Source organism: Stenotrophomonas sp. FSL W7-1447, assembly GCF_037966425.1.
GTDB lineage: Bacteria > Pseudomonadota > Gammaproteobacteria > Xanthomonadales > Xanthomonadaceae > Stenotrophomonas > Stenotrophomonas pavanii.
On the sequence record NZ_CP150199.1, the window covers coordinates 4,238,602 to 4,263,655 of the forward strand.

The window sequence follows — 25,054 nt, forward strand, 5'->3', positions numbered from 1 at the left end:
GTGGGCGCGCGACGGGGAAACCCCTGCATTGTCGCGTTTTCAGCCGCGCGGGGCAAAGCCGCGCCATACGCGGCGGTACTGCAACGCAGTGATTCATCGGCTCGGGCTTGCGCCGCCGCATGACATTCCCGGTAGATCCACGCCATGCGCGGGTGAGGCCTGGGCTCGGCGCAATAAAAAAGGACGCAGCCTCGCGGCTGCGTCCATCGTGAGCCCTGCCGGGAGAGAGTCGGCAGGACTTACTTGACCTCGAACTCCTGCGGCGTTCCGGCCGCCTTGCCATCGACCATGACCTCGGCGCGGTACTTGCCGACCGGCCAGCCCTTTGCATTCTTGAACGTGACGTTGGTGGTTTCAGCGCCGCTGGTGTTCAGCGCCGCGTTCTGCTCGCCTGCCACCTGGCCATCCTGGAACGTCAGCTTGGCACCGACGTTGACGTTGTTGGCGGCGCCGTCGGTCTTGACCGAGACGATGATGTCGTCCTTCGGCGAGAACAGTGCCGCCGGTGCAACCGACTTGTCTGCGGCTGCGGTCTTGCCGACAGTGACGGCCGATACGCTGACCGCAGCGGCTTCGGCCATCGGCGGCGGCGCGCCGGTCATCGGGGCCGGCGCTGCCGGCTCGGCCGGAGCAGTGGCCGCCGGGGCGGCGGTGCTGTCGGTCGACTCTTCCTTCTTCTTGCAGCCGACCAGGGCAACGCTGCCCAGCAGTGCGGCGATCAGGGCGGTCTGGAGCGGGGTGGTCTTGATCATTCGGGGTTCCTCCCAGGGATTGTCGGACGGCGGTCGATTGCCGGCTTACTTCGGCGGCAGTTTCAGGGTCTGGCCCGGGAAGATCTTGTCCGGGTCATCAAGCACATCGCGGTTGGCTTCGAAGATCTTCTTCCAGGCATTGGCGTCGCCCAGATGCTGCTTGGCGATCTTCGACAGCGAGTCCCCCTTCTGCACGGTGTAGGTGCCGCCACTGACAACGTCGGCGGTACTGTCCACCGAGGCGCTGACGCCGGAAAAGTCCGCCTTCGGTGCCTGTTCGGCGGTACTGTCGACGCTGCTGCTGACGCCGGAGAAATCGGCTTTCTTCTCGGTACTCATCCACAACTCCCGTCTGCATGACTACGTGGCTCGCACGGTGCCATGGCGGTTGTTAAATGGGGATGGTGCAGATGTGAAGCCGCCCCCGGGGGCGGCTGAACAATCGGGGGAATGGACGCCCGGTAGTGCCGGCCGCTGGCCGGCTGTGCCAGGGGAATCGGGCCCTGGCCGATTGCCGGCCCGCGGCCGGCACCACCCGTAACCGCCTGCGAACCATGGTAGTGCCGGCCGCTGGCCGGTGCTCGCCGGGCGCCTGGCCCGGCGCAACGAGTAACCGCCTGCGGCGGTTACTGCCGCAGCTCGCGGTAGGTCGCGGCCGGGGCGGTGATGCCCGGGCTGGCACGCCAGGGATTGATGTCCAGGCCACCGCGGCGGGTGTAGCGGGCCTCCACTTCCAGCCAGTGCGGCTGGCAGCGCGCGGACACCTCGCTGAAGATCCGCTCGACGCACTGCTCGTGGAACTCGGCGTGCTCGCGATAGCTGACCAGATAGCGCAGCAGGCCGGCGCGGTCGATCTTCGGCCCACGGTAACGCAGGCTGACCGTGGCCCAGTCCGGCTGGCCGGTGACCGGGCAGTTGGACTTCAGCAGCGCCGAAACCAGGGTCTCCTCCACCACCTCGCCCGCATCGGTGGTAAGGAAGTCGGACTGCGGCGGGCCGTAGCAGTCGATCTCCACGTCCAGCCCGTCGATGGATTCACCGAGCGGCGTCTCCCGCAGGCCCGGCAGGCCGAACTCGACCTGGACCGGCGCACCGGCACAGGCCGACAGATCCGCAACGATGCGCGAGCGCAGCGCCTCGGCGCTGTCGATGCGGGTGCTGTTGAGGGAGTTCAGGTACAGCTTGAACGACTTCGACTCGATCAACCGCGGCGAGGTGCAGGGCACCTGGACGGTGGCCACGGCCACCTGCGGCTTGCCGCGCGGGTCGAGCCAGCTCAGTTCGAACGCATGCCAGCGGTCGTGGCCGACGAACGGCAGCGCGGCATCATCGAGGCCGATCTCGGCACGGGCGCCGCTGCGCGGGATGGGAAACAGCAGGCCGGGGTCGTACTGCGACGGGTAACTGACCTCGCGACCGAGGCTGGAATCCTGGGGGGTGTTCATGGGCGCCATTGTATCGCGCGGAGGGCGGGCCTTCGGCCGGGCCAGCCAACGGCGGAGCCCCTCCGTGGTGGTTGTGTTGGATGGTCGCGAAAGGCGGTCTATCGGCTTGGCCGGGTGGGCAGGCGGGCCGGGGGACGCCGTAAACCCATCCCTGGGGGCTTGGCCGCGGCATCCATGCCGCGGACACCCCCGGCCCGCCTACCCACCCGCCCCCTGACAGTTCCCTGCGCGCGGCCACCACCACGGGAAAGATCAGAGAATCAAAATCCGATCCTTCGGACATTTGCGATGTCTGCCATCCACGCATGGCGTGGATCTACCGGCAAGCCACGGGATCGGGTCTGGAGGAAAGCCCCCTGAGTCAGGGGGCGGCCGCGAAGCGGCAGGGGTCTGGAAGCTGGTAAAGGGGGGCCCACGGTTCGCGCAGCGAACCGTGGGAGCGACAGCGCGCATGCGATGTCGCGTACCCAGGGCGCAGCCCTGCCGGAAACCCTCACCCCGCCGGGGTGCCTGCACCGTGCAGGTAATCCAGGCTTACCTGCAGCAGCGCCCTCAGCCCGACGTCCAGCGCCTTCTCATCCAGCAGGAATTTCGGCGAATGGTTGGCCGGCGCCGTCGCCGGATCGATACCTACGCTGGTGGACCCGACGAAGAAGAACATCCCCGGCACTTCCTTCGCGTACAGCGAGAAATCCTCCGCGCCCATCTGCAGCGGCGGCTCGTACACATTGTCCTTGCCCACCACCGCCTGCAGGCTCGGCAGCATCTTCGCGGTCAGCGCCGGGTCGTTCACCGTGGCCGGGTTGCCCTCCGATTCGTAGATGTCGGTCACCGCCTTGGCGCCATGCGCGGCTGCCGTGTGTTCGGCCACGTTGCGCAGGTCGGCGAAGATCTGCTGGCGCATGCCTTCGTCGAAGGTGCGGATGGTGCCGACCATCTCCACTTCATCGGGAATGATGTTGTAGCGGATGCCGCCGTTGATCGCGCCGAAGGTCAGCACGGCCGGCTGCTTGGACAGGTTGGCGCGGCGGCTGACGATGGTCTGCGCGGTCCCCACCAGGTCGGCGGTGGCGACGATCGGATCAACACCGTTCCACGGCGCCGAGCCGTGCGTCTGGCGGCCGATCACCTTGATGCCGAAACGGTCCGAGGCCGCCATCAACGGGCCGCCGCGCACGGCGATCTGCCCCGCCTGCACGCTGGAGAACACGTGCAGGCCGAACACCGCCTCCGGCCTGAAATCGGCAAACAGACCTTCCTTCAGCATGAGTGCGGCGCCACCCTCTTCCGGCGGCGGGGCCCCCTCTTCGGCCGGCTGGAAGATCAGCATCACCTGGCCCGGCAGGTCCTTCTTCATCGACACCAGCGCTTCGGCCACGCCGAGCAGGGTGGCGGTATGCGCATCATGGCCGCAGGCATGCATCACGCCCACGGTCTGCCCGCGGTACTGGTCGGTCGCCCTGGAAGCGAACGGCAGGCCGGTCTGCTCGGTCACCGGCAAGGCATCCATGTCCGCGCGCAACGCGATCTTCGGGCCGGGCTTGCCGCCTTCGATGATCGCCACCACGCCGTGGTGGGCAATGCCGGTCTTCGGCTTCAGGCCCATCGCACGCAGGCGCTTGGCCACCTCGGCCGAGGTGCGCGCCTCGCGGTTGGACAACTCCGGATGCTGGTGGAAATCGCGGCGCCATTCGACCACCTTGGCCTGCAGCCGCTGCGCGGCGGCGGTCACTTCCGGGCGCTGCCCGTCCTGGGCGTGGGCAAGGGCCGGCAGGGCCAGCAGCAGGGCGGACAGCAGCAGCGAACGGCGCATCACAATCTCCACGGCAGGGGGTTCCAGCTGAATGTAGGGCAACACCGCCGCCACGGGAACCTCCGCGGCCGGATCCGGTCTTAGCGCCCGTCCCATCCGTCATGCAGGAAACGTGATGTGGCACAGGTATGCTTTGCGCATTGCCCGCCGGGCTCCGCCCGGTCCAGCCCTCTTGGAGTCCTCGTAATGTCACGTGTTTGGAAGATCGTGCTGCTGGTCGTGGCAGTGCTGGTGCTGGCCGTGGTCGGCCTGCGCGTCATCGGCGGCGGCAAGGACAAGGCTGGAAAACCCGCTGCGGGCGCGCGCCAGGGCGGCGAAGACCCGGATGCCGGCCCGGTGCCGGTCACCGTGGTGGATGCCACGCGCCAGGACGTGCCGGTGTACGCCAGCGCGCTGGGCACGGTGACTGCGATGAACACCGTGACCGTCAGCCCGCAGGTCGGCGGCCAGCTGATGAGCCTGAATTTCCGCGAAGGCCAGGAAGTGAAGCAGGGCGACGTGCTGGCGGTGATCGATCCGCGCACCGCCCAGGCCAGCTACGACCAGGCCGCTGCGGCCAAGCGCCAGAACGAGGCGCTGCTGGCCACCGCGCGCTCCAACTACCAGCGCTCGAACGCACCGGAGTATCGCCAGTACGTCGCCAAGACCGATCTGGATACACAACGAAACCAAGTGGCACAGTACGAAAGCGCGGTGGCGGCCAACGAGGCCAGCATGCGCTCGGCGCAGGTGCAGCTGCAGTACACCAAGGTCACCGCACCGATCTCCGGCATCGCCGGCATCCGGGCGGTCGATGCCGGCAACGTGGTCAACGCCGGCACCGCACTTGTCACGCTGACCCAGATCCACCCGATCCACGTGCTGTTCAACCTGCCCGAACGCCAACTCGGCGACGTGCGCCAGGCACAGGCCGCCGGCACGGTGCCAGTGGCCGCACTGGACCGCGCCGATTCGCACGTGCTGTCCGGCGACGGCAAGCTCGATGTGGTCGACAACCTGATCAGCGCGGACAGCGGCACGTTCAAGGCGCGTGCCGTGTTCGACAATGCCGACAACGGCCTGTGGCCGGGGCAGTTCGTCAACGTGCGCATGCAGCTGCGCACGATCGCCAGCGGCGTGGTCATTCCTACCCAGGCGGTACTGCGGGGTCCGGACGGCGAGTACGTCTATGTCGTGCAGGGCGACAACACGGTGAAGATGCAGACCGTGCGCAGCGGCGTGGAAGTGGGCGACAGCCAGGTGCAGATCGCCGAAGGCCTGAAGGGCGGCGAGCGGGTGGTCAGTGAGGGCCAGTTCCGCCTGAAGCCGGGCAGCAAGGTCACCGCGCTGAAGCCGGGCGAGACCCCGGCCGCACCGACCGAGGCCGAACTGAAGGCGGCCGAACAGAAGAACGCGGGCGGCGGTGGCCGTCGCGGTGGTGGCCCGCGCTGAGCGCAGGCCACTGATCTCCCTCGCGCCGGCAGACCCGCCGGCGCCGACATTGAAGTGCCAGCAAGGATCAGTCCGTGGGCTTTTCGACGATCTTCATCCGCCGCCCGATCGCCACCTCGCTGTTGATGGCGGGCCTGTTGCTGCTGGGCATCCTGGGTTACCGCAAGCTGCCGGTGTCGGCGCTGCCGGAAATCGATGCACCCAGCCTGGTGGTCACCACCCAGTACCCCGGTGCCAATGCCACCACCATGGCTTCGCTGGTCACCACCCCGCTGGAGCGCCAGTTTGGGCAGATCTCCGGGCTGGAGCTGATGACCTCCGACTCGTCGGCCGGCTTGTCCACGATCATCCTGCAGTTCTCGATGGACCGCGACATCGACATCGCCGCGCAGGACGTGCAGGCGGCGATCCGCCAGGCCACCCTGCCCTCGTCGCTGCCCTACCAGCCGGTCTACAACCGGGTGAACCCGGCCGACGCGGCCATCGTCACCCTGAAACTGACCTCTGACACGCGCCCGCTGCGCGACGTCAACAATTACGCCGACTCCATCCTGGCCCAGCGCCTGTCGCAGGTGCAGGGCGTGGGCCTGGTGTCGATTGCCGGCAACGTGCGCCCGGCCGTGCGCATCCAGGTCAACCCGGCGCAGCTGTCGAACATGGGCCTGACCCTGGAGCAGCTGCGCAGTGCGCTGACCCAGGCCAACGTCAATGCGCCGAAGGGTTCGTTGAACGGCAAGACCCAGTCCTACAGCATCGGCACCAACGACCAGCTGGCCAGCGCCGCCGAATACCGCGACACCATCATCAGCTACAAGAACGGCCGCCCGGTACGGCTGTCGGACGTGGCCGAGGTGGTGGATGGCGTGGAGAACGACCAGCTCGCCGCCTGGGCCGATGGCAAGCCGGCGGTGCTGCTGGAAGTGCGGCGCCAGCCCGGTGCCAACATCGTGCAGACCGTCGAGCGCATCCGCGCGATCCTGCCGCAATTGCAGGGCGTGCTGCCGGCAGACGTGCACCTGGAGATCTTCAACGACCGCACCGAGACCATCCGCGCCTCGGTGCATGAAGTGCAGTTCACCCTGATCCTCACCATCGGCCTGGTGGTGGCGGTGATCTTCGTGTTCCTGCGCCGGCTGTGGGCCACGATCATTCCCTCGGTGGCGGTGCCGTTGTCGCTGGCCGGCACCTTTGCGGTGATGGCGTTCGCCGGCATGTCGCTGGACAACCTCTCGCTGATGGCGCTGGTGGTGGCCACCGGCTTCGTGGTCGACGATGCGATCGTGATGATCGAGAACATCGTGCGCTACATCGAGCAGGGCAAGAGCGGCAAGGAAGCGGCCGAGATCGGTGCGCGCCAGATCGGCTTCACCGTGCTGTCGCTGACCGTCTCGCTGGTCGCCGTGTTCCTGCCGCTGCTGCTGATGCCCGGCGTCACCGGCCGCCTGTTCCATGAGTTCGCCTGGGTGTTGAGCATCGCGGTGGTGCTGTCGATGCTGATCTCGCTGACGCTCACCCCGATGATGTGCGCCTACCTGCTCAAGCCCGACGCCCTGCCCGAAGGCGAGGACGCGCATGAGCGTGCAGCCGCGGCCGGCAAGCAGAACCTGTGGACGCGCACCGTCGGCCTGTACGAGCACAGCCTGGACTGGGTGCTGGGCCACCAGCGCCTGACCCTGGCCGTGGCCGGCGGCGCGCTGGTGCTGACCGTGCTGCTGTATGTGCTGATTCCCAAGGGCCTGCTGCCCGAACAGGACACCGGACTGATCACCGGCGTGGTGCAGGCCGACCAGAACATCGCCTTCCCGCAGATGGAACAGCGCACTCGGCAGGTCGCCGAAGCGCTGCGCCAGGATCCGGACGTGACCGGCGTGTCGGCGTTCATCGGTGCCGGCAGCATGAACCCCACGCTCAACCAGGGCCAGCTGTCGATCGTGCTGAAGGAGCGCAGCCAGCGCGACGGCCTGGAGCAGATCCTGCCGCGCCTGCAGAAGGCGGTGGCCGGAATCCCGGGCGTGGCGCTGTACCTGAAGCCGGTGCAGGACGTGACCCTGGATACCCGCGTGGCCGCCACCGAGTACCAGTACTCGCTGTCGGACGTGGATTCGGCAACGGTGGCCACCCAGGCCACGCGCCTGACCGAAGCGCTGCGCAAGCGCCCGGAACTGGCTGACGTCGACAACAACCTGTCCAACCAGGGCCGCGCCCTGGAGCTGAACATCGACCGCGACAAGGCCAGCGTGCTGGGCGTGCCGATGCAGACCATCGACGACACGCTCTACGATGCGTTCGGCCAGCGCCAGATTTCCACCATCTTCACCGAGCTCAACCAGTATCGCGTGGTGCTGGAAGTGGCGCCGGAGTTCCGCACCAGCACCGCGTTGATGGAGCAGCTGGCGGTGGCCTCCAACGGCGCCGGCGCGCTGACCGGCACCAACGCCACCAGCTTCGGCCAGGTCACCTCGTCCAACTCATCGACCGCCACCGGCATCGGCGCGCAGAACACCGGCATCACCGTCGGCGCCGGCAACATCATCCCGTTGTCTGCGCTGGCCGAAGGCAAGGTCAGCAGTGCGCCGCTGGTGGTCAGCCACCAACAGCAACTGCCGGCGGTGACCGTGTCGTTCAACGTGGCACCGGGCTATTCGCTGTCCGAAGCGGTGCGGGCGATCCAGGAAACCAAGGACAGCCTGGACATGCCCACCCACCTGCATGCCGAGTTCATCGGCAAGGCGGCTGAGTTCACCGGCAGCCAGACAGACGTGGTGTGGCTGCTGCTGGCCTCGCTGGTGGTGATCTACATCGTGCTGGGCGTGCTGTACGAGAGCTACATCCACCCGATCACGATCATCTCCACGCTGCCGCCGGCCGGTGTCGGCGCGCTGCTGGCGCTGATGGTGTGCGGCCTGAGCCTGTCGGTGGATGGCATCGTCGGCATCGTGCTGCTGATCGGCATCGTCAAGAAGAACGGCATCATGATGGTGGACTTCGCGATCGAGGCGCGTCGCGCCGGCGCCAACGCGCACGAAGCGATCCGCCGTGCCTGCCTGCTGCGCTTCCGCCCGATCATGATGACCACCGCCGCGGCCATGCTCGGCGCGCTGCCGCTGGCACTGGGCACCGGCATCGGCTCGGAGCTGCGCCGCCCGCTGGGCATCGCCATCGTCGGTGGCCTGCTGCTGTCGCAGCTGGTGACCCTGTACACCACCCCGGTGATCTACCTGTACATGGAGCGTTTCTCCGAGTGGCTGGCGCGCCGCCGCGAACAGCGCGCCCTGCGCGACGGGTCGCTGCAGGAGCCGCAGGCATGATCCACGCCCCGCTGCTGCGGGGGGCCGCGCGATGAACCTGTCCGGCCCCTTCATCCGTCGCCCGATCGGCACCGCGCTGCTGGCCATCGGCCTGTTCATGGTCGGCCTGATCTGCTACCTGCGGCTGGGCGTGTCGGCATTGCCGAACATCGAGATCCCGGTGATCTTCGTGCATGCCAGCCAGTCCGGCGCCGATGCGGCGACCATGGCGTCCACGGTCACCGCGCCGCTGGAACGCCACCTCGGCCAGCTGCCGGGCATCGACCGCATGCGCTCGTCGAGCTCGGAAGGCAGCTCGCTGGTGTTCATGATCTTCCAGAGCGGCCACAACATCGACTCGGCCGCGCTGGACGTGCAGACGGCGATCAACTCGGCCCAGGCCGACCTGCCCTCGGGCATGGGGTCGCCGATGTACCAGAAGGCGAACCCGAACGACGACCCGGTGATCGCCATCGCGTTGACCTCGCAGACGCAGTCGGCCGATGAGCTGTACAACGTCGCCGATTCGCTGCTGGCACAGCGCATCCGCCAGATCAGTGGCGTCGCCTCGGTCGACATCGCCGGCGCGTCGACGCCAGCGGTGCGCGTGGACGTCAACCTGCGCCTGATGAACGCGCTGGGCCTGACCGCCGATGACCTGCGCAATGCGGTGCGTGCGGCCAACGTGACCTCGCCCACCGGCTTCCTCAGCGACGGCAACACCACCACCGCGATCATCGCCAACGATTCGGTGGCGCGTGCGGCCGACTTCGCCGACCTGGTGGTCAAGACCCAAGGCGATGGCCGGGTGATCCGCCTCAAGGACGTCGCCAACGTCTACGACGGCCAGCAGGATGCCTACCAGGCCGCGTGGTTCGACCACAAGCCGGCGGTGGTGATGTACGTGTTCACCCGTGCCGGCGCCAACATCGTGGAGACCGTGGACCGGGTCAAGGCGCAGATCCCGACCCTGCGCGACTACCTGCAGCCAGGCACCACGATGACGCCGTACTTCGACCGTACGCCGACCATCCGTTCGTCGCTGCATGAAGTGCAGATCACCCTGCTGATCAGCTTGGCGATGGTGGTGCTGACGATGGCGCTGTTCCTGCGCCGGCTGGCACCGACGCTGATCGCCGCAGTGACCGTGCCGCTGTCGCTGGCCGGTGCCGCGCTGGTGATGTACGTGATGGGCTTCACCCTGAACAACCTGAGCCTGCTGGCGCTGGTGATCGCGATCGGCTTCGTGGTCGACGATGCGATCGTGGTGATCGAGAACATCATGCGCCATCTCGACGAGGGCATGCCGCGCATGCAGGCGGCGTTGACCGGTGCGCGCGAGATCGGCTTCACCATCGTCTCGATCACCGCCTCGCTGGTGGCGGTGTTCATTCCGCTGCTGTTCGCCAGCGGCATGATGGGTGCGTTCTTCCGCGAGTTCACCGTCACCCTGGTGGCGGCCATCGTGGTCTCGATGATCGTCTCGCTGACGTTGACCCCGGCACTGTGCAGCCGCTTCCTCAGTGCGCACGACCACAGCGCGCCGCCGTCGCGTTTCGGCCGCTGGCTGGACGCCGGCCACGAGCGCATGCTGCGCATCTACACCGTGTTCCTCGACTTCTCGCTGCGCCACGCGCTGCTGTTGTCGCTGACCCCGCTGATCCTGATCGGCGTCACCGTGTTCCTGTTCGGCGCAGTGAAGAAGGGCGCGTTCCCGCCGCAGGACACCGGCCTGATCTGGGGCCGTGCCAACTCCAGTGCCACGGTGTCCTTCGAGGACATGGTCGCCCGCCAGCGCCGCATCACCGACATGCTGATGGCCGACCCGGCGGTGAAAACGGTGGGCGTGCGCCTGGGCAGTGGCCGCCAGGGCTCCAGCGCGCAGTTCAACATCGAGCTGAAATCGCGCAAGGAAGGCCGCCGTGAAACCACCGCGCATGCCCTGGCACGGCTGAGTGCGAAGGCCGACCGCTACCCTGACCTGCAGCTGCGCCTGCGCGCGATCCAGGACCTGCCCAGCAACGATGGCGGCGGCGCCAGCCAGGGTGCGCAGTACCGCATTTCCCTGCAGGGCAACGACCTGGCCGCACTGCAGGAATGGCTGCCCAAACTGCAGGCGGAACTGAAGAAGAACCCGAAGCTGCGCGACGTCGGCACCGACGTGGACAATGCCGGCCTGCGCCAGAACATCCAGATCGATCGCGCCAAGGCCGCACGCCTGGGCATCACCGTGGGTGCCATTGACGGTGCGCTGTACGGCGCGTTCGGCCAGCGGCAGATCTCGACCATCTATTCGGACATCAACCAGTACAGCGTGGTGGTCAATGCGCTGCCCTCGCAGACCGCCACGCCGGCGGCACTGGACGAGGTCTACGTGCGTGCGCGCAACGGCGACATGGTGCCGATCACCGCGGTGGCCACCCAGATGCCCGGGCTGGCACCGTCGCAGATCACCCACGAGAACCAGTACACGACGATGGACCTGAGCTACAACCTGGCTCCCAACGTGAGCATGGGTGAGGCCAAGGCGATCATCGATGCCACCGTGGCCGGCATGCGCATGCCCGGTGACATCCGCCTGGCCGACGACGCCGGCTTCGGTTTCAACTCCGATCCCAGCGACATGCTGATCCTGGTACTGGCCGCGATCCTGACCGTGTACCTGGTGCTGGGCATGCTCTACGAGAGCCTGATCCACCCGGTCACCATCCTGTCGACGTTGCCTGCGGCCGGCGTCGGCGCGCTGCTGGCGCTGTTCGGCACCAACACCGAGCTGTCGGTGATCTCGATGATCGCGCTGGTGCTGCTGATCGGCATCGTCAAGAAGAACGCGATCATGATGATCGACTTCGCCCTGGTGGCGCAGCGCGAGCATGGGCTGGCGCCGCGCGACGCTGCACGCGAAGCCAGCATCGTCCGCTTCCGCCCGATCATGATGACCACGATGGTCGCGATCCTCGCCGCCGTGCCGCTGGCGATCGGCCTGGGCGAAGGATCCGAACTGCGCCGCCCGCTGGGCATCGCGATGATCGGCGGCCTGCTGTTCTCGCAGAGCCTGACCCTGCTCAGCACGCCGGCGCTGTACGTGATCTTCTCCTGCCTGGCCGAGCGCTGGCGCGCCCGTCGCGCACGCAAGCGCGAAGCGAAGCTGCTCAAGCGCGCGCAACGCGCATAGCTCTGGTAGCGCCGGCCGCTGGCCGGCTTTGCCGATGCACCGTGCAGTCAAGCTGCCGGCCAGCGGCCGGCACTACCGTGGGTGCGGACCGTTGGCGCGCACGTCGCGTGCGCAGGCGCTCGCAACGCGCATCGCTCTGGTAGAGCCGGCCGCTGGCCGGCTTTGCCGATGCACCGTGCGGCCAAGCTGCCGGCCAGCGGCCGGCACTACCGTGGGAACGGACTGAGTGCGGACCGCTGGCGCGCGCAACGCGCATCGCTCTGGTAGAGCCGGCCGCTGGCCGGCTTTGTCGATGCACCGAGCGGCCAAGCTGCCGGCCAGCGGGCGGCACTACCGTGGGTGCGGACTGGGTGCGGACCGTTGGCCCGCACGTCGCGTGCGCAGACGCGCGCAACGCACATCGCTTTGGTAGAGCCGGCCGCTGGCCGGCTTTGCCGATGCGCCGTGCGGCCAAGCTGCCGGCCAGCGGCCGGCACTACCGTGGGGGCGGACCGCTGGCCCGCACGTCGCGTTCGCAGGCGCGCGCAACGCGCATCGCTCTGGTAGAGCCGGCCGCTGGCCGGCTTTACCGATGCACTGCAGCCAAGCTGCCGGCCAGCGGCCGGCACTACCGTGGGTGCAGACTGGGTGTGAACCGGTGGCCCGCACGTCGCGTGCGCAGGCGCGCGCAACGCACATCGCTTTGGTAGAGCCGGCCGCTGGCCGGCTTTGCCGATGCACCGTGCAGCCAAGCTGCCGGCCAGCGGCCGGCACTACCGTGGGTGCAGACCGCTGGGCCGCACTCCATATTTCACGCGCAGGCCGCAATAATGGCGGCAGATCCGTCCACCGAGCCTGCATGCCTGCCCGACAATCCCGCCTCAGCCGCCTCTGGGCCCACGAAAAGGCCAGCTATGGCCTGCGCGTGTTCATCGCGCTGGCCACCGCGGTTGCTGTGTGCTGGCAGTTCGATGCACTGACTGCCCTGCCGGGCGTGTTCCTCGGCATCATCGCCAGTGCCATCGCGGAAACCGACGACAACTGGTGGGGCCGGACCAAGGCCGTGATGCTGTCGCTGCTGTGCTTCTGCCTCGCTGCGGCCTCGGTGATCTGGCTGTTCCCGTGGCCGTGGGTCTTCATCGGCGCGCTGGCACTGTCCACCTTCGGCCTGACCCTGCTTGGCGCGCTCGGCGAGCGCTACGCGTCCATTGCCCAGGCCACGGTGACACTGGCGATCTACACCATGATCGGCCTGGAGCAGCACGGTGCCAGCGACCTGCACAGTGCGCTGGACGCGGTCAGCCACCTGCTGGCCGGTGCGGTCTGGTACGGCCTGTTGTCGATCCTGTGGACCGCGCTGTTCGCCAACCGGCCGGTGCGTGAGCGCGTTGCGCGGCTGTACCAGGAACTGGGCCGCTACCTGCAACTGAAGGCCGCGCTGTTCGAACCGGTGCGCGAAGCCGACCTGCAACGCCGCCAGCTCGACCTGGCCGAACAGAACCGCCGTGTGGTCGGTGCGTTGAACGAGGCCAAGACCGCGATCCTGGCCCGCTTCGGCCGCTCCGGCCGACCGGGGGTGAATTCCGGCCTGTACCTGCGCCTGTACTACATGGCGCAGGATTTCCACGAGCGCGCCAGTTCTTCGCACTACCCCTATGGCGCGCTGGTGGACGCGTTCTTCCACAGCGACGTGCTGTACCGCTGCCAGCGCCTGCTCGACCTGCAGGGCCAGGCCTGCGCGCGCCTGGGCGAAGCGATCCGCCTGCGCCGCCCGTTCGTGTACGGCGAAAGCAACCAGCAGGCCGGGCGTGACCTGGCCGATGCGCTGGCCTACCTGCGCGACCAGCAGCGGCCGCAATGGCAGCGCCTGCTCGGTTCACTGGACCTGCTGGTGCACAACCTGCGCAGCATCGAACGGCGGCTGCTGGATGCCGAGCGTTCCGAAGCCAGCCTCGACAACGTCGACACCCGTCTGCGCGACAGCAACCCGCACACGTTGCGCGAGATGGGCGTGCGCATCCGCCAGCAGCTCACGCCCGGCTCGGTGCTGTTCCGCCATGGCCTGCGCATGGCGCTGGCGCTGATCGCCGGCTTTGCCGCGATCCGCCTGTTCAATGCGCAGAACGGCTCGTGGGTGCTGCTGACGATCGTGTTCGTGTGCCGGCCCAACTTCGGCGCCACCCGCCAGCGCTTGGCGCAGCGCATCGTCGGCACGCTGGCCGGCCTGGTGCTGACCTGGGCGCTGCTGCAGTTGTTCCCGCAACTGCACGTGCAGCTGCTGATCGCCCTGCTGTCGGCGCTGCTGTTCTTCTTCACCCGCACCGACCGCTACCTGGTGGCGTCGGCGGCCATCACGGTGATGGCCCTGACCTGCTTCAACCTGATCGGTGATGGCTTCGTGCTGATCGTGCCGCGCATGGTCGATACGGTGCTGGGCTGCGCGATCGCCGCAGCGGCGGCGTTCCTGATCCTGCCCGACTGGCAGGGCCGCCAGCTGCACCTGGTGCTGGCGCGCGTGCTGGACACCGCCGCCCGCTACCTGGATTCAGTGCTCGGCCAGTACCGCAGCGGCATGCGCGACGACCTTGCCTACCGCATCGCCCGGCGCGACATGCACAACGCCGATGCTGCGCTGTCCACCGCGCTGTCGAACATGCTGCGCGAGCCGGGCCATGTCCGCCGCAACCTGGACGCCGGCTTCCGTTTCCTGGCGCTGTCCAACACCCTGCTCGGTCATCTGTCGGCCCTGGGCGCGCATCGCGACCAGGTGGACAGCTATGCCGGCGATCCGCTGGCATTGGCGGCCGGTGAGCGCGTGCGCAAGGCACTGCAGCAGCTGGCCTCGGCGCTGGCCGCTCGGCAACCGGTCGCCGAAGATGACAACGACGCTGACCGCGCGGTGGCCGCAGAGCTGGAGCAGATCGAGGACGCGATGCCGCCGAAACTGCAGCTGATCCGTACGCAGATGGCACTGGTCCTGCGGATGCTGCCGAAGGTGCGGGCGGCGGCCAATGAGGCGGTAACCAGTCTGACCTGATCGCGGGCAGGAATGCTAGGCTGCGCCGGTCAAGGAGGTTCCATGTCCGGTCACAACCAGTTCGCCCTGCTGCGCCAGCGCCGCTTCCTGCCGTTCTTCGTGGTGCAGGCGCTCGGTGCGTTCAATGACAACGTGTACCGGCAGGCGATCATCAGCATGCTGCTGTTCATGGCCGTGCCGGAAGAAGAACTGGGGTTGTACGCCACCCTGGCGCCGGCCATCTTCATCCTGCCGTATTTCCTGTTCTCGGCACTGGCCGGGCAGATCGCCGACAAGCTGGAGAAATCGCGCCTGATCGTGATCACCACCACCATGGAGATCGTGATCATGTCGCTGGCGGCCACCGGCTTCCTCACCCAGAGCCTGCCGGTGCTGCTGGTCGCCCTGTTCTGCACCGGCATGCAGTCGACCCTGTTCGGCCCGGTGAAGTATTCGGTCCTGCCCTCGGTGCTCAGGCCCGAAGAGCTGACCGGCGGCAACGGCCTGGTCGAGATGGGCACCTCGATGTCGATCCTCTCCGGCATGATCGTCGGTGGCCTGGTGTTTACCGTGGCCGGCAGCCACGGCACGGTGGTGGCCGCGTGCGCGATCATCGCACTGGCGATCTGCGGCAACATCGCCGCGCGCCTGATCCCGAAGGTCGATGCCGGCGACCCTACCCTGAAGATCAACTGGAACCCGCTGCCGGAATCGCTGGCGGTGCTGCGCATGGCGCGCCAGCAGAAGGCCGTGCGCAACTCGATCCTGGGCGTGTCCTGGTTCTGGTTCGTCGGCACCGTACTGACCTCCCAGCTGCCGGCCTACGCGGTCACCAACCTGGGCGGCGAGCCGACCCTGTACATCTTCGCGCTGGCCCTGTTCTCGGTCGGCACCGGCGTCGGCTCGCTGCTGTGCGAAAAGCTGTCGGCCCGTACGGTGGAAATCGGCCTGGTGCCGCTGGGCGCGTTTGGCATGACCGCGTTCCTGCTCGACCTGTACTTCGCCCGCAGCGGCGAAGCGACCGTGCACGGGCTGACCATCGGGCCGTTCCTGCAGCAGCCCGGCAGCCTGCGCATCGTCATCGACCTGATCGGCATCGGCCTGTTCACCGGCATCTTCGTGGTACCCCTGTTCGCGCTGATCCAGAGCCGCACCCCGAAGGCGCAGATGTCGCGCGTGTTCGCGGCGTTGAACATCCAGAACTCGGGCTTCATCGTCGCTGCGGCGCTGCTGTCGCTGGCCGCGCACACGCTGCTGCACTGGACCATTCCGCAGCAGTTCCTGGCGCTGGCCATCGCCAACGCGCTGGTGGCGATCTACATCTTCACCATCGTCCCCGAATTCCTGATGCGCTTCCTCAGCTGGCTGATGGTGCGCACCCTGTACCGGCTGCGCCCGCACGGCATCGAGGCCAACGTGCCGGACGAAGGTGCCGCACTGCTGGTCTGCAACCACGTCAGCTACATGGACGCGCTGATCCTGTCGGCGACGATTCCGCGCCCGGTGCGCTTCGTCATGTACTACAAGATCTTCAACATCCCGGTGATGCGCTGGATCTTCCGGACTGCCAAGGCGATCCCGATTGCCGGGGCGCGCGAGGACCCGGCGCTGATGCAGCGCGCGTTCGACGAGATCGACGCTGCGCTGGCCGAGGGTGAGCTGGTATGCATCTTCCCGGAAGGTGCGCTGACCCGCGACGGAGAGATGGCGCCGTTCAAGTCCGGCGTCGAGAAGATCCTCGAGCGACGGCCGGTGCCGGTGGTGCCGATGGCCCTGCGTGGCATGTGGTCGAGCATGTGGAGCCGGCGCGACAGCCGGCTGGGCCGCATGCGGGTGCCGCGTCGTTTCCGCGCCACCGTCGAGGTGGTGGCGGCACCGGCCGTGGATGGCCACACCACCAGCGCCCCGGTGCTGGAGGCCCAGGTGCGGGCCCTGCGTGGTGATCACGCCTGATCGGCCGCGCGGCCGCCGGTAACCCTTGCAGGCAACAGCCCCATTCCCCCTGCCACGACGGCCTCTGTTTCATTGCAGGGGCCGTCAGACGCGCCCGGTCAAGGGCCATACACGGCAGTATCTGACTGTAACCGCATACATGCAGCGCAGGTTGAGGTAGATTACGCACCCACAGGGGGGAGGTTCGGCCAATGCACCAGGGCCGGCCACCAAGGAATGGAGTCTCGCTTTGAATCAACCGCCACCGCTCAGCCGTCCGGTCTACATCCCCAACCATCTGGTCTGGGCAATCCTGACGACGCTGTTCTGCTGCCTGCCGTTGGGCGTGGTGTCGATCGTCTACGCCTCCCAGGTCGATGGCCGCCGCGCGGCGGGCGACCTGCCGGGGGCCTACAGCGCGTCGCGCAAGGCGGGCTGGTGGGCGGTGGCTTCGGCCGTGGCCCTGCCGGTCCTGTTGTTGTTGTGGTTCGGGCTGTTCGGCGGCTTGGCCGTACTGGGCGCTCTTTCCGACCAATGATTCACCACCACCACCCATCAAGGAGCTTGAACCCATGAACACCGCCACTCCGCAGGTCCCGAACAACCTGGTCTGGGCCATCCTGAGCACCCTGTTCTGCTGCCTGCCGGCCGGCATCGTGTCGATCGTCTACGCCGCGCAGGTCAACGGCAAGCTGGCCGCTGGCGACATCGCCGGTGCCCAGGAATCCTCGGCCAAGGCCAAGAAGTGGGCCATCTGGTCGGCCATCGCCGCCGTCGTGGTCGGCGTGCTGTACGGCATCCTGATCGTCGCTCTCGGCGGCATGGGTGCGATGAGCAACAGCGGCTACTGATCCGCGTGGACGGATCCGGCGCCTGCGCCGGATCCGTTGCTGCATGTCCGCACTGCCCTCCCGATCCCGACTGGCCCGCTGGGCACCGCTGCTGGCCGCCACCGGACTGGCCGCCGGTGCCGCGCTGGTGCTGCGCAACGTCAATCCCTATGTCGCCGGCAATCCGTTGCCGAGCTGCCCGCTGTACGCGCTGACCGGCCTGTACTGCCCGGGCTGTGGCAGCACCCGCTGCCTGTATTCACTGGTCCACTTCGACCTGCCCGGCGCGATGGCGATGAACCCGCTGCTGGTCATCAGCCTGCCGTTCCTGTTGCTGATGCTGCTGAACACCGCCGGCATCCGCCCGCGCGTGCTCGACCCGTTGATGCGGGTACTGGCCAATCCCACGTTCTGGCTCTGGCTGCTGCCCGGGTATGCGCTGCTGCGCAACCTGCCGTGGGCACCGTTCACCGCACTGGCACCGGTCTAGGCTTCCAGCCAACGGCGCAGCCCCTCGTGGTGGGCGGCGTTTGTCGATCATGGGATTGGCCGGGCGGGTGGACTGCGCAGGGGTCGCTGCAAGTACGTCCATGTAAGCTCGGTCGCCGCATCCATGCGGCTCACGCCCCTGCGCAGCCCACCCGCCCGGCCACGGACAGTTTCCGTGCACGTCCACCACGGAAAAGAAAGAGAAGTTCAAAAGCGGAAGCGGATCGCTTCGCTACGCTCGCTCGGAGCCAAGCATGGCTCGGCTCTGGAGAACGTCCGTGCGCGGAAAACTGTCGAAGGCGGGGTGGGTCGGATGGCGGGGGTGTGAGCCGCATGGATGCGGCGACCAAGCCTCCATGGACGGATTCACGGCGTCCCCCGCCATCCGACCCACCCCGCCAACCCGCAGCAATCCAGCGGTTGCCGTTGCTGTTGCTCTGTTGCCTCTGCAGGTGCAGGGCTGCAAGCCCTGCCAAAACACCTACGTCACCCAGCCTGCAATCACCAGCAGGGCGAGAATCGCCAGCCACAGCAGCAGCATCCGCCACACCAGGCTCATCGCATCACGCAGGTCCGGCAGCCGCTGCCACACCGGCAACAGCCCGGCTTCGGTGTAATCGTGCGCATCCTCGCGCAGCTCGGCGTTGACGCTGGCCCGCGCCACCGCGCCCAGGAAACCGACGGTGCCCGCCAGGCGCTCGCCATGGGCCTGGCGCCACGCCTTCCACGCCGTATCGAAGTTGCCCACCAGCGCCATCGAGAACGCCATCAGCTGCGCTACCGGCCACTCGATCCAGCCCAGCAGGCGCTGCGCCAGTGCCAGCGGCTCCACCGGCACGCGTGCACGCATCGGGCTTTCCGCCATCAGCGCCAGCAAGCGGTAGCCCAACGCACCGGCCGGGCCCAGCAACAGGAACCAGAACAGCACCGCGAACCACCGCCGCAGCGCATTGAGCACGGTCGCCTCGACCAGCGATGGCACGTCCTCGCGCAGGCTGCCGCCGGCGGATTGCAGGTTGCGCACGGCCGCCTGCCGCGTCGCCGCGTCATCGGCATCGATGATGGCTTCGATATCGCGATCCAGGTCGCGCGGCCCCCAGCACCAGGCCAGCACTGCCACGCCCAGCAGCAGCGACGGCAGGCCGAACAGCACCCCGCGCAGCAGCCACGCCAGCAGCGCCATCAGCAACAGCGGCGGCAGCAGCGCCAGCGCCACACCGGCCGGTCCCTGCCATGCCTTGCCGCCGTGCGCGTCCAGCCAGCCCAGCCAGCGCCGGAAGCCGTCGAAACGGCGCAGCGAAGCGGCAGCGGCGGGGGCAACATGGCCCAGGGCCAGCGCCACCAGCACGGCGGCCAGAGTGGTGAACATGGCAGGTCTCCCTACGAAACAGAACGCTCGGCGCCGCTACCTTACCTGTCGCAGCGGCCGCCTCAGCGGTGAACCGGACTGTAACCCGGGCCGTGTTCAGGTGGCGGCAATACAGCGGCCACCACGGCCCGGCGGCAGCGTCGGCTCAGCCCTGCTGCTCGCGGTACCAGTGCTCGATGAGCCCACGCGAAATCGAGATCGGCGGCGACAGGCGGATCCCCTCGCCGTCATCCTCCACATCACGGGCCAGCGCAGCGCCAACTTCGTCGGCACTGAACCAGCGCGCATCCTCCAGCTCGCCATCCACGGTCGGCAGGTCGTCCAGTGCCTGCGCACGGAAGCCGACCATCAGCGCGCCGGGGAACGGCCATGGTTGCGATCCGAGATACTGGCAGGCGGTTACCCGCACCTTGCTCTCCTCGTGGACTTCGCGCACCACGGTCTGCTCGAAGGTCTCGCCGGGTTCGACGAAGCCGGCCAGGACCGAGTAACGACGCGGGGCCCAGTTCGACTGCCGGCCCAGCAACAACCGCCCCTGGTTTTCCACCGCGACAATCACGGCCGGATCCACGCGGGGGTAATGTTCGGTGGAACACTGCGCGCAACGGCCGACGAAGCCGCCCCGGGCGAATGCCACGGCACCGCCGCACACACCGCAGAAGCGGGTGCGCGAGTGCCAGTAGGACATGCCGCGGGCATAGCTGAAGGCGGTCGCGTCAGCCGTCGACCACAGCAAGGCCGCCTGGCGCAGATCAAGGCGTCTGGGTGCGCTCACCGTGACATTGGCGGCTTCGACCGAGAACCACGCCTGTTCCCCACGCAGGCCAAGGAAGATCGCAGCACCGGGGCCACCACCGATGTCGGCGCCGGTCAGCGCCAACGGCTGGTCATCATCGCCGGTGAAGGCGCTGCCGTCCTGATCGAGGACGAGGATGCGCGCGCCCGGCCACAGGCGCGCCAATGCATCGGCATCCTCGCGCAGGGCATCGGCGCGCTCCAGGGGTTCGCCAACGAAGGCAAAACCGGAAAGCGGCGAAGGAGTATTGGGCATCCGCCAAGCGTGCCGCCAATCGAGGCGGGTGGCAAGGTCGGCACTGTGCGCAGTTTGCCCGTGTGGTCCACAGGCGCGGTCGCGGGCACCGCGCATCCACGCGTGGCGTGGATCTGCTACATGCTGAAGCTGCTGCCGCAGCCGCAGGTGGTCTTCGCGTTCGGGTTGCGGATCACGAACTGCGCACCGGTCAGGCTCTCGGTGTAATCCACCTCGGCCCCCATCAGGTACTGCAGGCTCAGCGGGTCGACCAGCAGGGTCACCCCGCTGGTCTGCACCGCCAGGTCGTCCTCGGCACGGTTCTCATCGAACTCGAACCCGTACTGGAAGCCCGAACAGCCACCGCCCTCGATGTACACGCGCAGCGCCAGGTCGGGGTTGCCCTCTTCCTGGATCAGGGATTTGACCTTGGCGGCCGCCGACTCGGTGAAGTTCAGCGGACGCTCCAGTGACTGGTAATCGGGCGCGGCAACCGGGGTGGCGCCGGGCAGGGAGACTAGCGTACTCATGCTGCCAGCATGGGGGTGCCGGCGACGGCTTTCAAGCCATCGCCTCGGCCAGCTTGCGGCGCGCGGCGGTGTCGCCCTTGTCGCCCTTGGCCTCGTCGCCGTCCGGTGCCGGCAGCGCCGCGACCGGTGCGCTGGCATGGATCAGGCGGCCGTTCAGCTGAGCCCCCGCATTCATCTCCACCACCTGGTAATGGACATTGCCATTGACCCGGGCGCTCGGGGTCAGTTCGACCTTCTCGGTGGCATGCACGTCGCCGTCCAGGCGGCCACTGATGACCACCACCTGCGCGCGGATCTCGCCCTCGATCACGCCATGCTCGGCAACCGTCAGGGTTGCACCACTGGCGCCTTCGCTGGCAATCACCTTGCCGTGGATGCGGCCTTCCACATACAGCCCCCCACTGAATTCCACGTCACCGCGGATCACCACCTGGTTGCCGATCAGGGCATCCACCACCAGCTGGCCGTCACGGTTGGATTTGCTGCTTCCGAACATCTGCCTACTCCCCTTTGCTGGCCGGCGCACCGGCCTGTTTCCAGTCGAATACCTGGGTGGTACCCCCCATACCACTCCCCAATGTCACCCGCACGCGTTGCGGGGTGAAGTCAGCCGGCAGCATCACGCTGCCGGTGAGCTGCTGGAAGTACCGGAACGAGTAATCCTGTCCCGGCACCTTGCTGCGCTGGTGCAGATCATCCCAGCTGATCGTGGCCAGCTTGCCGTTCTTCACGCCTTCCACGGTGAAGCGCATCTGCCCCTGGCTGATGGCACCGCGGTTGAGGTTCTGGGTCAGCACGGCGGTGTACTGCCAGGTGCCGGCCGCCTCCGGGCTGAACTCGATCGAATGGGTGTTCAGGCCCTTGCGCTGGCTGGTCGAGCCGACCAGTCGCTCGTAGAAGGCGACATCGGCGCGCAGCCCGGCGATTTCCTCATCGCGTTCGGCCAGCGAGGACTGCACCTCGGTGTTGGCGGCGCGGCTGATGCGGTCGGAGGCTTCCAGCGTGGCCTGCTTCTGGCGCAGCTCGGTCAACTGCGCCTGCAGCGTCTCGGCACGCTTCTCGGCGGCCTGCAGGCGCTGGCCCTGGGCATCGCGCGGGGTGGCCATCCAGCAGCCGCCAAGCACCGCCAGCACCAGGCTGAGCAGCCAGATGCCGCCGATCACCAGCAGGCGGCGACGGTCGGCAGGGGGTTGCGGCGCGCCGGGCAGGCGGACCTGCACGCGCATGGGAGGACGGTTGGTCATGGGTGGTTTCCGGGGTATCGCGAGGGCGACACCGGTACGGCCCCTGTGGCAAACGACGGGTTAGTGTATGACAGGACCAGGGGGTTTCCTGTGCCCTGGCCGGCCACGGTCTGTGGCGTTCAGGCACGCCATCGTCGATAGTGTGGCCCCCTGCACAGTTCCGTCGCCGGAGCACCGCCATGACCGAAGCCCACCTGTTCGTGATCGGCATCCTGCTGGCCTGGCTGGCCGGAATCCGCGTCTACCTCACCGTGTTCGGCGTCGGCCTGGCCGGCCTGCTCGGCTGGGTCGAGCTGCCGCCCGCCCTGCAGGCCACCGAATCCTGGTGGGTGCTGGGCACGTCGGCAGCACTGGCCATCGCCGAGTTCTTCGCCGACAAGATTCCCGGCGTGGACTCGGTCTGGGACCTGGTGCAGACGCTCGCACGCGTGCCGGCCGGCGCGTTCCTCGCAGCGGCCACCCTGTCGCCGGACGGTCAGCTCGGCGCCGGCGCACTCGCCGCCGGTGCCGGCGTCGCCCTGGCCAGCCACGGCCTGAAGGCCGGCACCCGCGCCCTGCTCAACACCTCACCGGAACCGGCCAGCAACTGGGTGGCCTCCGCTGCCGAAGACACCGTGGTGGTCGGCGGGCTGGCACTGGCGTTGGCGCATCCGTGGATCGCCCTGGTGGTGGTGCTGGCCTGCAGCCTGGCCGGCGCACTGCTGGTGTGGCTGGTCTGGCGCGCACTGTGGAAGGGCGTGCGCTGGCTGGCGCGCGGTGCATCCGCATCAGCCCCCGGGCACACCGGCAGCGGCTGAGCACCGGGCTTGTCGCATAATGGACGCGAACACCAGGAGCACCGATGGCCGCAAACGAATCCCCCGCGGGCGCCCGCCCGGGACGCGCTGAAACCCCTCCGGCCGATCATTGGCAACGCTGGACGCCGGAGGTGGCGCCGCCTGCGGTTGCCGCACCGATGGCTGCGGCCCCGCCCACCGTGGCGGCCGATGTGCCTGCCCCGGTCAACGGCGCACCGCCGCCGCTGCCCGGTCCGATCACCGCGGCCGAAGCCGGCAACAACGATCTTGCCCCACCGTCATCGGACTCGCCCTACCGCGTGCTGATCGTCGAAGACGATCGTGCGCAGGCCCTGTTCGCGCAGAGCGTGCTGCACGGCGCCGGCATGCAGGCGATCGTGCACAGCGACGCCGATGGCGCGCTGCAGGCGATCAAGGAACACCGCCCCGACCTGATCCTGATGGATCTGCACCTGCCCGGGCTGGATGGCATGCGGCTGACCGCACTGATCCGCCAGCAGCCCGGCCTGCAGCTGCTGCCGATCGTGTTCCTCAGCGGTGATCCGGATCCGGAGCGCCAGTTCGAAGTACTCGACAGCGGCGCCGACGATTACCTGAGCAAGCCGATCCGGCCCCGCCACCTGATCGCCGCGGTGGCCAACCGCATCCGCCGCGCACGCGCCCAGGCGGCGACCCTGCCTGGTGCCAGCGGCGCACCGGCCACCAGCAATCCGGAAACCGGCCTGCCGACGCGCCATCACGTGCTGCAGCAGCTCAACACCGCACTTGCCCACCGCGACCGCGGCGGCGTGTTCTTCGTCGAAGTGGCCAGCGCGCTGGGCCTGCGCGAGCGCTATGGCTATGCCGCGTTTGAACGGCTGATGGTGCAGGCCGGGCAGCGCCTGGCCGAGGCCGGGCATCCGCACCTGCTGGCCCGCCTGAACGACAACAGCTTCCTGCTGCTGGCCCGCAACGCCGACGAGGACGCGCTGGAGGGCATCGCCGCTTCCCTGCGCGAGCAGCTGTCGGCACGCGCCTTCGTGATCCGCGACGACGAATCGGTGCACCTGCGCGGCGTGGTCGGCTATGCCCCCCTGTCACCGGGCTTCGAGGATGCCAACAGTGCGCTGGAGGCGGTCGAGCGCACCACCCTTCAGGCCCGCCTGCTCAGTGCCGGCGTGGCGGGCCATGTGCATCGCCAGGCGGTCACCGAACAGGAGCATCTGGCCCTGCTGGAAGGCCAGCTGGAACTGGCCTACCAGCCGATCGTCGCCGTCGTCGGTGGCAACACCGCGCAGTACCAGCTGCTGCTGCGCCTGCGCCAGGCCGATGGCACGGTGCTGGCCGCCGGCCAGGTGATCCCGGCGGCGGAAGCAGCGGGCCGCATCGCCGACCTCGACCAGCAGGTCATGGACCACGCGCTGGGGCTGCTGGATCTGTACCGGCACGCGACGCAGCCGCTGAACCTGTTCGTCTCGCAGTCGCTGCGCACCCTGCAGCGCGATGCCTTCGCCGACTGGCTGCTGGAATCGCTGCAGCAGCGCGACCTGCCCGGCGCTGCGCTGGTGATCGACGTGCGCTTGCCCGATGCGCTGATCCACACCGTGCCGCTGCAGCAGTTCTGCCAGCGCATGGCCAGTGCCGGGGTGCGCTTCTGCCTGAGCCAGTTCGAACCCGGCGGCGAGGCCGACGCCCTGCTGACCCAGCTGCCGCTGTCGTTCGTGCGCATGGCCGCGCGCTTCTCCAGCAGCCATTCCAACCCCGCCACGCGCGAGGAACTGCGCAAGGCGATCGAACAGGCGCATGCCGCCGGACTGAAGATCATCGGCCAGCAGATCGAGGATCCGCAGGCGGCCGCGGCGATGTGGGTCGGCGGCGTGGACTACATCCAGGGCAACATGGTGCAGTCGGCCGGCAGCGACCTGAACTTCGACTTCCACAACGCGGTGCTCTGAC

19 protein-coding genes are annotated in these 25,054 nt (G+C 68.1%); 10 read left to right on the forward strand and 9 right to left on the reverse strand.

Translation table 11 applies throughout. The annotated features are described in order from the left end of the window. Window positions 1-239: 239 nt before the first annotated feature. The 4 genes from NSQ78_RS19685 to NSQ78_RS19700 all read right to left on the reverse strand — a co-directional run bounded on the left by NSQ78_RS19685 (window position 240) and on the right by NSQ78_RS19700 (window position 4,010). Window positions 240-752: a hypothetical protein gene (locus NSQ78_RS19685; RefSeq protein WP_049467593.1), complete on the reverse strand. Its 513-nt coding sequence runs from the start codon at window positions 750-752 to the stop codon at window positions 240-242. Window positions 753-797: 45 nt separating this feature from the next. Then, entirely contained in the window at window positions 798-1,091 is a 294-nt protein-coding gene (locus NSQ78_RS19690; protein ID WP_049410686.1) for a LysM peptidoglycan-binding domain-containing protein, read from the reverse strand. Between the two features lie 287 nt (window positions 1,092-1,378). After that, window positions 1,379-2,197, reverse strand: a complete 819-nt coding sequence (gene queF / locus NSQ78_RS19695; RefSeq protein ID WP_064239383.1) for an NADPH-dependent 7-cyano-7-deazaguanine reductase QueF — start codon at window positions 2,195-2,197, stop codon at window positions 1,379-1,381. Window positions 2,198-2,690: 493 nt separating this feature from the next. After that, a complete protein-coding gene (locus NSQ78_RS19700) occupies window positions 2,691-4,010 on the reverse strand; it encodes a M20 family metallopeptidase (protein WP_103282175.1) in 1,320 nt (439 codons plus the stop codon). A 186-nt stretch (window positions 4,011-4,196) separates the two neighbouring features. Between NSQ78_RS19700 and NSQ78_RS19705 the strand changes: the two genes are divergently transcribed. The 8 genes from NSQ78_RS19705 (at window position 4,197) to NSQ78_RS19740 (ending at window position 18,150) form a co-directional block, all read left to right on the forward strand. Further along, window positions 4,197-5,441: an efflux RND transporter periplasmic adaptor subunit gene (locus NSQ78_RS19705; protein ID WP_049466411.1), complete on the forward strand. Its 1,245-nt coding sequence runs from the start codon at window positions 4,197-4,199 to the stop codon at window positions 5,439-5,441. A gap of 74 nt (window positions 5,442-5,515) precedes the next feature. Next, window positions 5,516-8,749, forward strand: coding sequence for an efflux RND transporter permease subunit (locus NSQ78_RS19710; RefSeq protein WP_049466413.1), 3,234 nt, complete (start codon window positions 5,516-5,518; stop codon window positions 8,747-8,749). A 31-nt stretch (window positions 8,750-8,780) separates the two neighbouring features. Continuing rightward, window positions 8,781-11,903 (forward strand): efflux RND transporter permease subunit, encoded by a 3,123-nt coding sequence (locus NSQ78_RS19715; RefSeq protein WP_064239384.1) that lies wholly within the window; start codon window positions 8,781-8,783, stop codon window positions 11,901-11,903. 838 nt (window positions 11,904-12,741) lie between these two features. Next, the gene (yccS, locus tag NSQ78_RS19720) at window positions 12,742-14,919 is read left to right on the forward strand and encodes a YccS family putative transporter (RefSeq protein ID WP_049468608.1); all 2,178 of its coding nucleotides are present in this window, start codon (window positions 12,742-12,744) and stop codon (window positions 14,917-14,919) included. A gap of 42 nt (window positions 14,920-14,961) precedes the next feature. Further along, window positions 14,962-16,851, forward strand: a complete 1,890-nt coding sequence (locus tag NSQ78_RS19725; RefSeq protein WP_053504873.1) for an MFS transporter — start codon at window positions 14,962-14,964, stop codon at window positions 16,849-16,851. A 229-nt stretch (window positions 16,852-17,080) separates the two neighbouring features. After that, window positions 17,081-17,368: a CD225/dispanin family protein gene (locus tag NSQ78_RS19730; protein ID WP_005419784.1), complete on the forward strand. Its 288-nt coding sequence runs from the start codon at window positions 17,081-17,083 to the stop codon at window positions 17,366-17,368. 34 nt (window positions 17,369-17,402) lie between these two features. Beyond that, a complete protein-coding gene (locus NSQ78_RS19735) occupies window positions 17,403-17,681 on the forward strand; it encodes a CD225/dispanin family protein (protein ID WP_005419785.1) in 279 nt (92 codons plus the stop codon). 43 nt (window positions 17,682-17,724) lie between these two features. Next, window positions 17,725-18,150, forward strand: a complete 426-nt coding sequence (locus NSQ78_RS19740; RefSeq protein WP_049468614.1) for a DUF2752 domain-containing protein — start codon at window positions 17,725-17,727, stop codon at window positions 18,148-18,150. A 480-nt stretch (window positions 18,151-18,630) separates the two neighbouring features. Here the strand turns inward: NSQ78_RS19740 and ampE are convergent, their stop codons facing one another. From ampE to NSQ78_RS19765, 5 genes are all read right to left on the reverse strand, one after another. Further along, window positions 18,631-19,518 (reverse strand): regulatory signaling modulator protein AmpE, encoded by an 888-nt coding sequence (ampE, locus tag NSQ78_RS19745; RefSeq protein ID WP_064239385.1) that lies wholly within the window; start codon window positions 19,516-19,518, stop codon window positions 18,631-18,633. A gap of 145 nt (window positions 19,519-19,663) precedes the next feature. Further along, complete coding sequence (gene nudC, locus NSQ78_RS19750; protein ID WP_049467998.1) at window positions 19,664-20,569, reverse strand: NAD(+) diphosphatase; 906 nt, start codon at window positions 20,567-20,569, stop codon at window positions 19,664-19,666. 116 nt (window positions 20,570-20,685) lie between these two features. Next, on the reverse strand, window positions 20,686-21,078 hold the full coding sequence (erpA, locus tag NSQ78_RS19755; RefSeq protein ID WP_005419789.1) for an iron-sulfur cluster insertion protein ErpA: 393 nt from the start codon (window positions 21,076-21,078) through the stop codon (window positions 20,686-20,688). A gap of 31 nt (window positions 21,079-21,109) precedes the next feature. Next, entirely contained in the window at window positions 21,110-21,574 is a 465-nt protein-coding gene (locus NSQ78_RS19760; protein ID WP_049467999.1) for a polymer-forming cytoskeletal protein, read from the reverse strand. Window positions 21,575-21,578: 4 nt separating this feature from the next. Continuing rightward, window positions 21,579-22,322 carry a DUF6776 family protein gene (locus tag NSQ78_RS19765; RefSeq protein ID WP_339207290.1) on the reverse strand — a complete coding sequence of 248 codons (744 nt, stop codon included), beginning with the start codon at window positions 22,320-22,322 and terminating at the stop codon, window positions 21,579-21,581. Window positions 22,323-22,501: 179 nt separating this feature from the next. On the opposite strand from NSQ78_RS19765, the gene NSQ78_RS19770 reads away from it, so the two are divergent. Continuing rightward, on the forward strand, window positions 22,502-23,119 hold the full coding sequence (locus tag NSQ78_RS19770; RefSeq protein WP_053461578.1) for a DUF4126 domain-containing protein: 618 nt from the start codon (window positions 22,502-22,504) through the stop codon (window positions 23,117-23,119). 44 nt (window positions 23,120-23,163) lie between these two features. Next, window positions 23,164-25,053, forward strand: a complete 1,890-nt coding sequence (locus NSQ78_RS19775) for an EAL domain-containing protein (protein WP_064239386.1) — start codon at window positions 23,164-23,166, stop codon at window positions 25,051-25,053. The last annotated feature ends 1 nt before the right edge of the window (window position 25,054 follow it).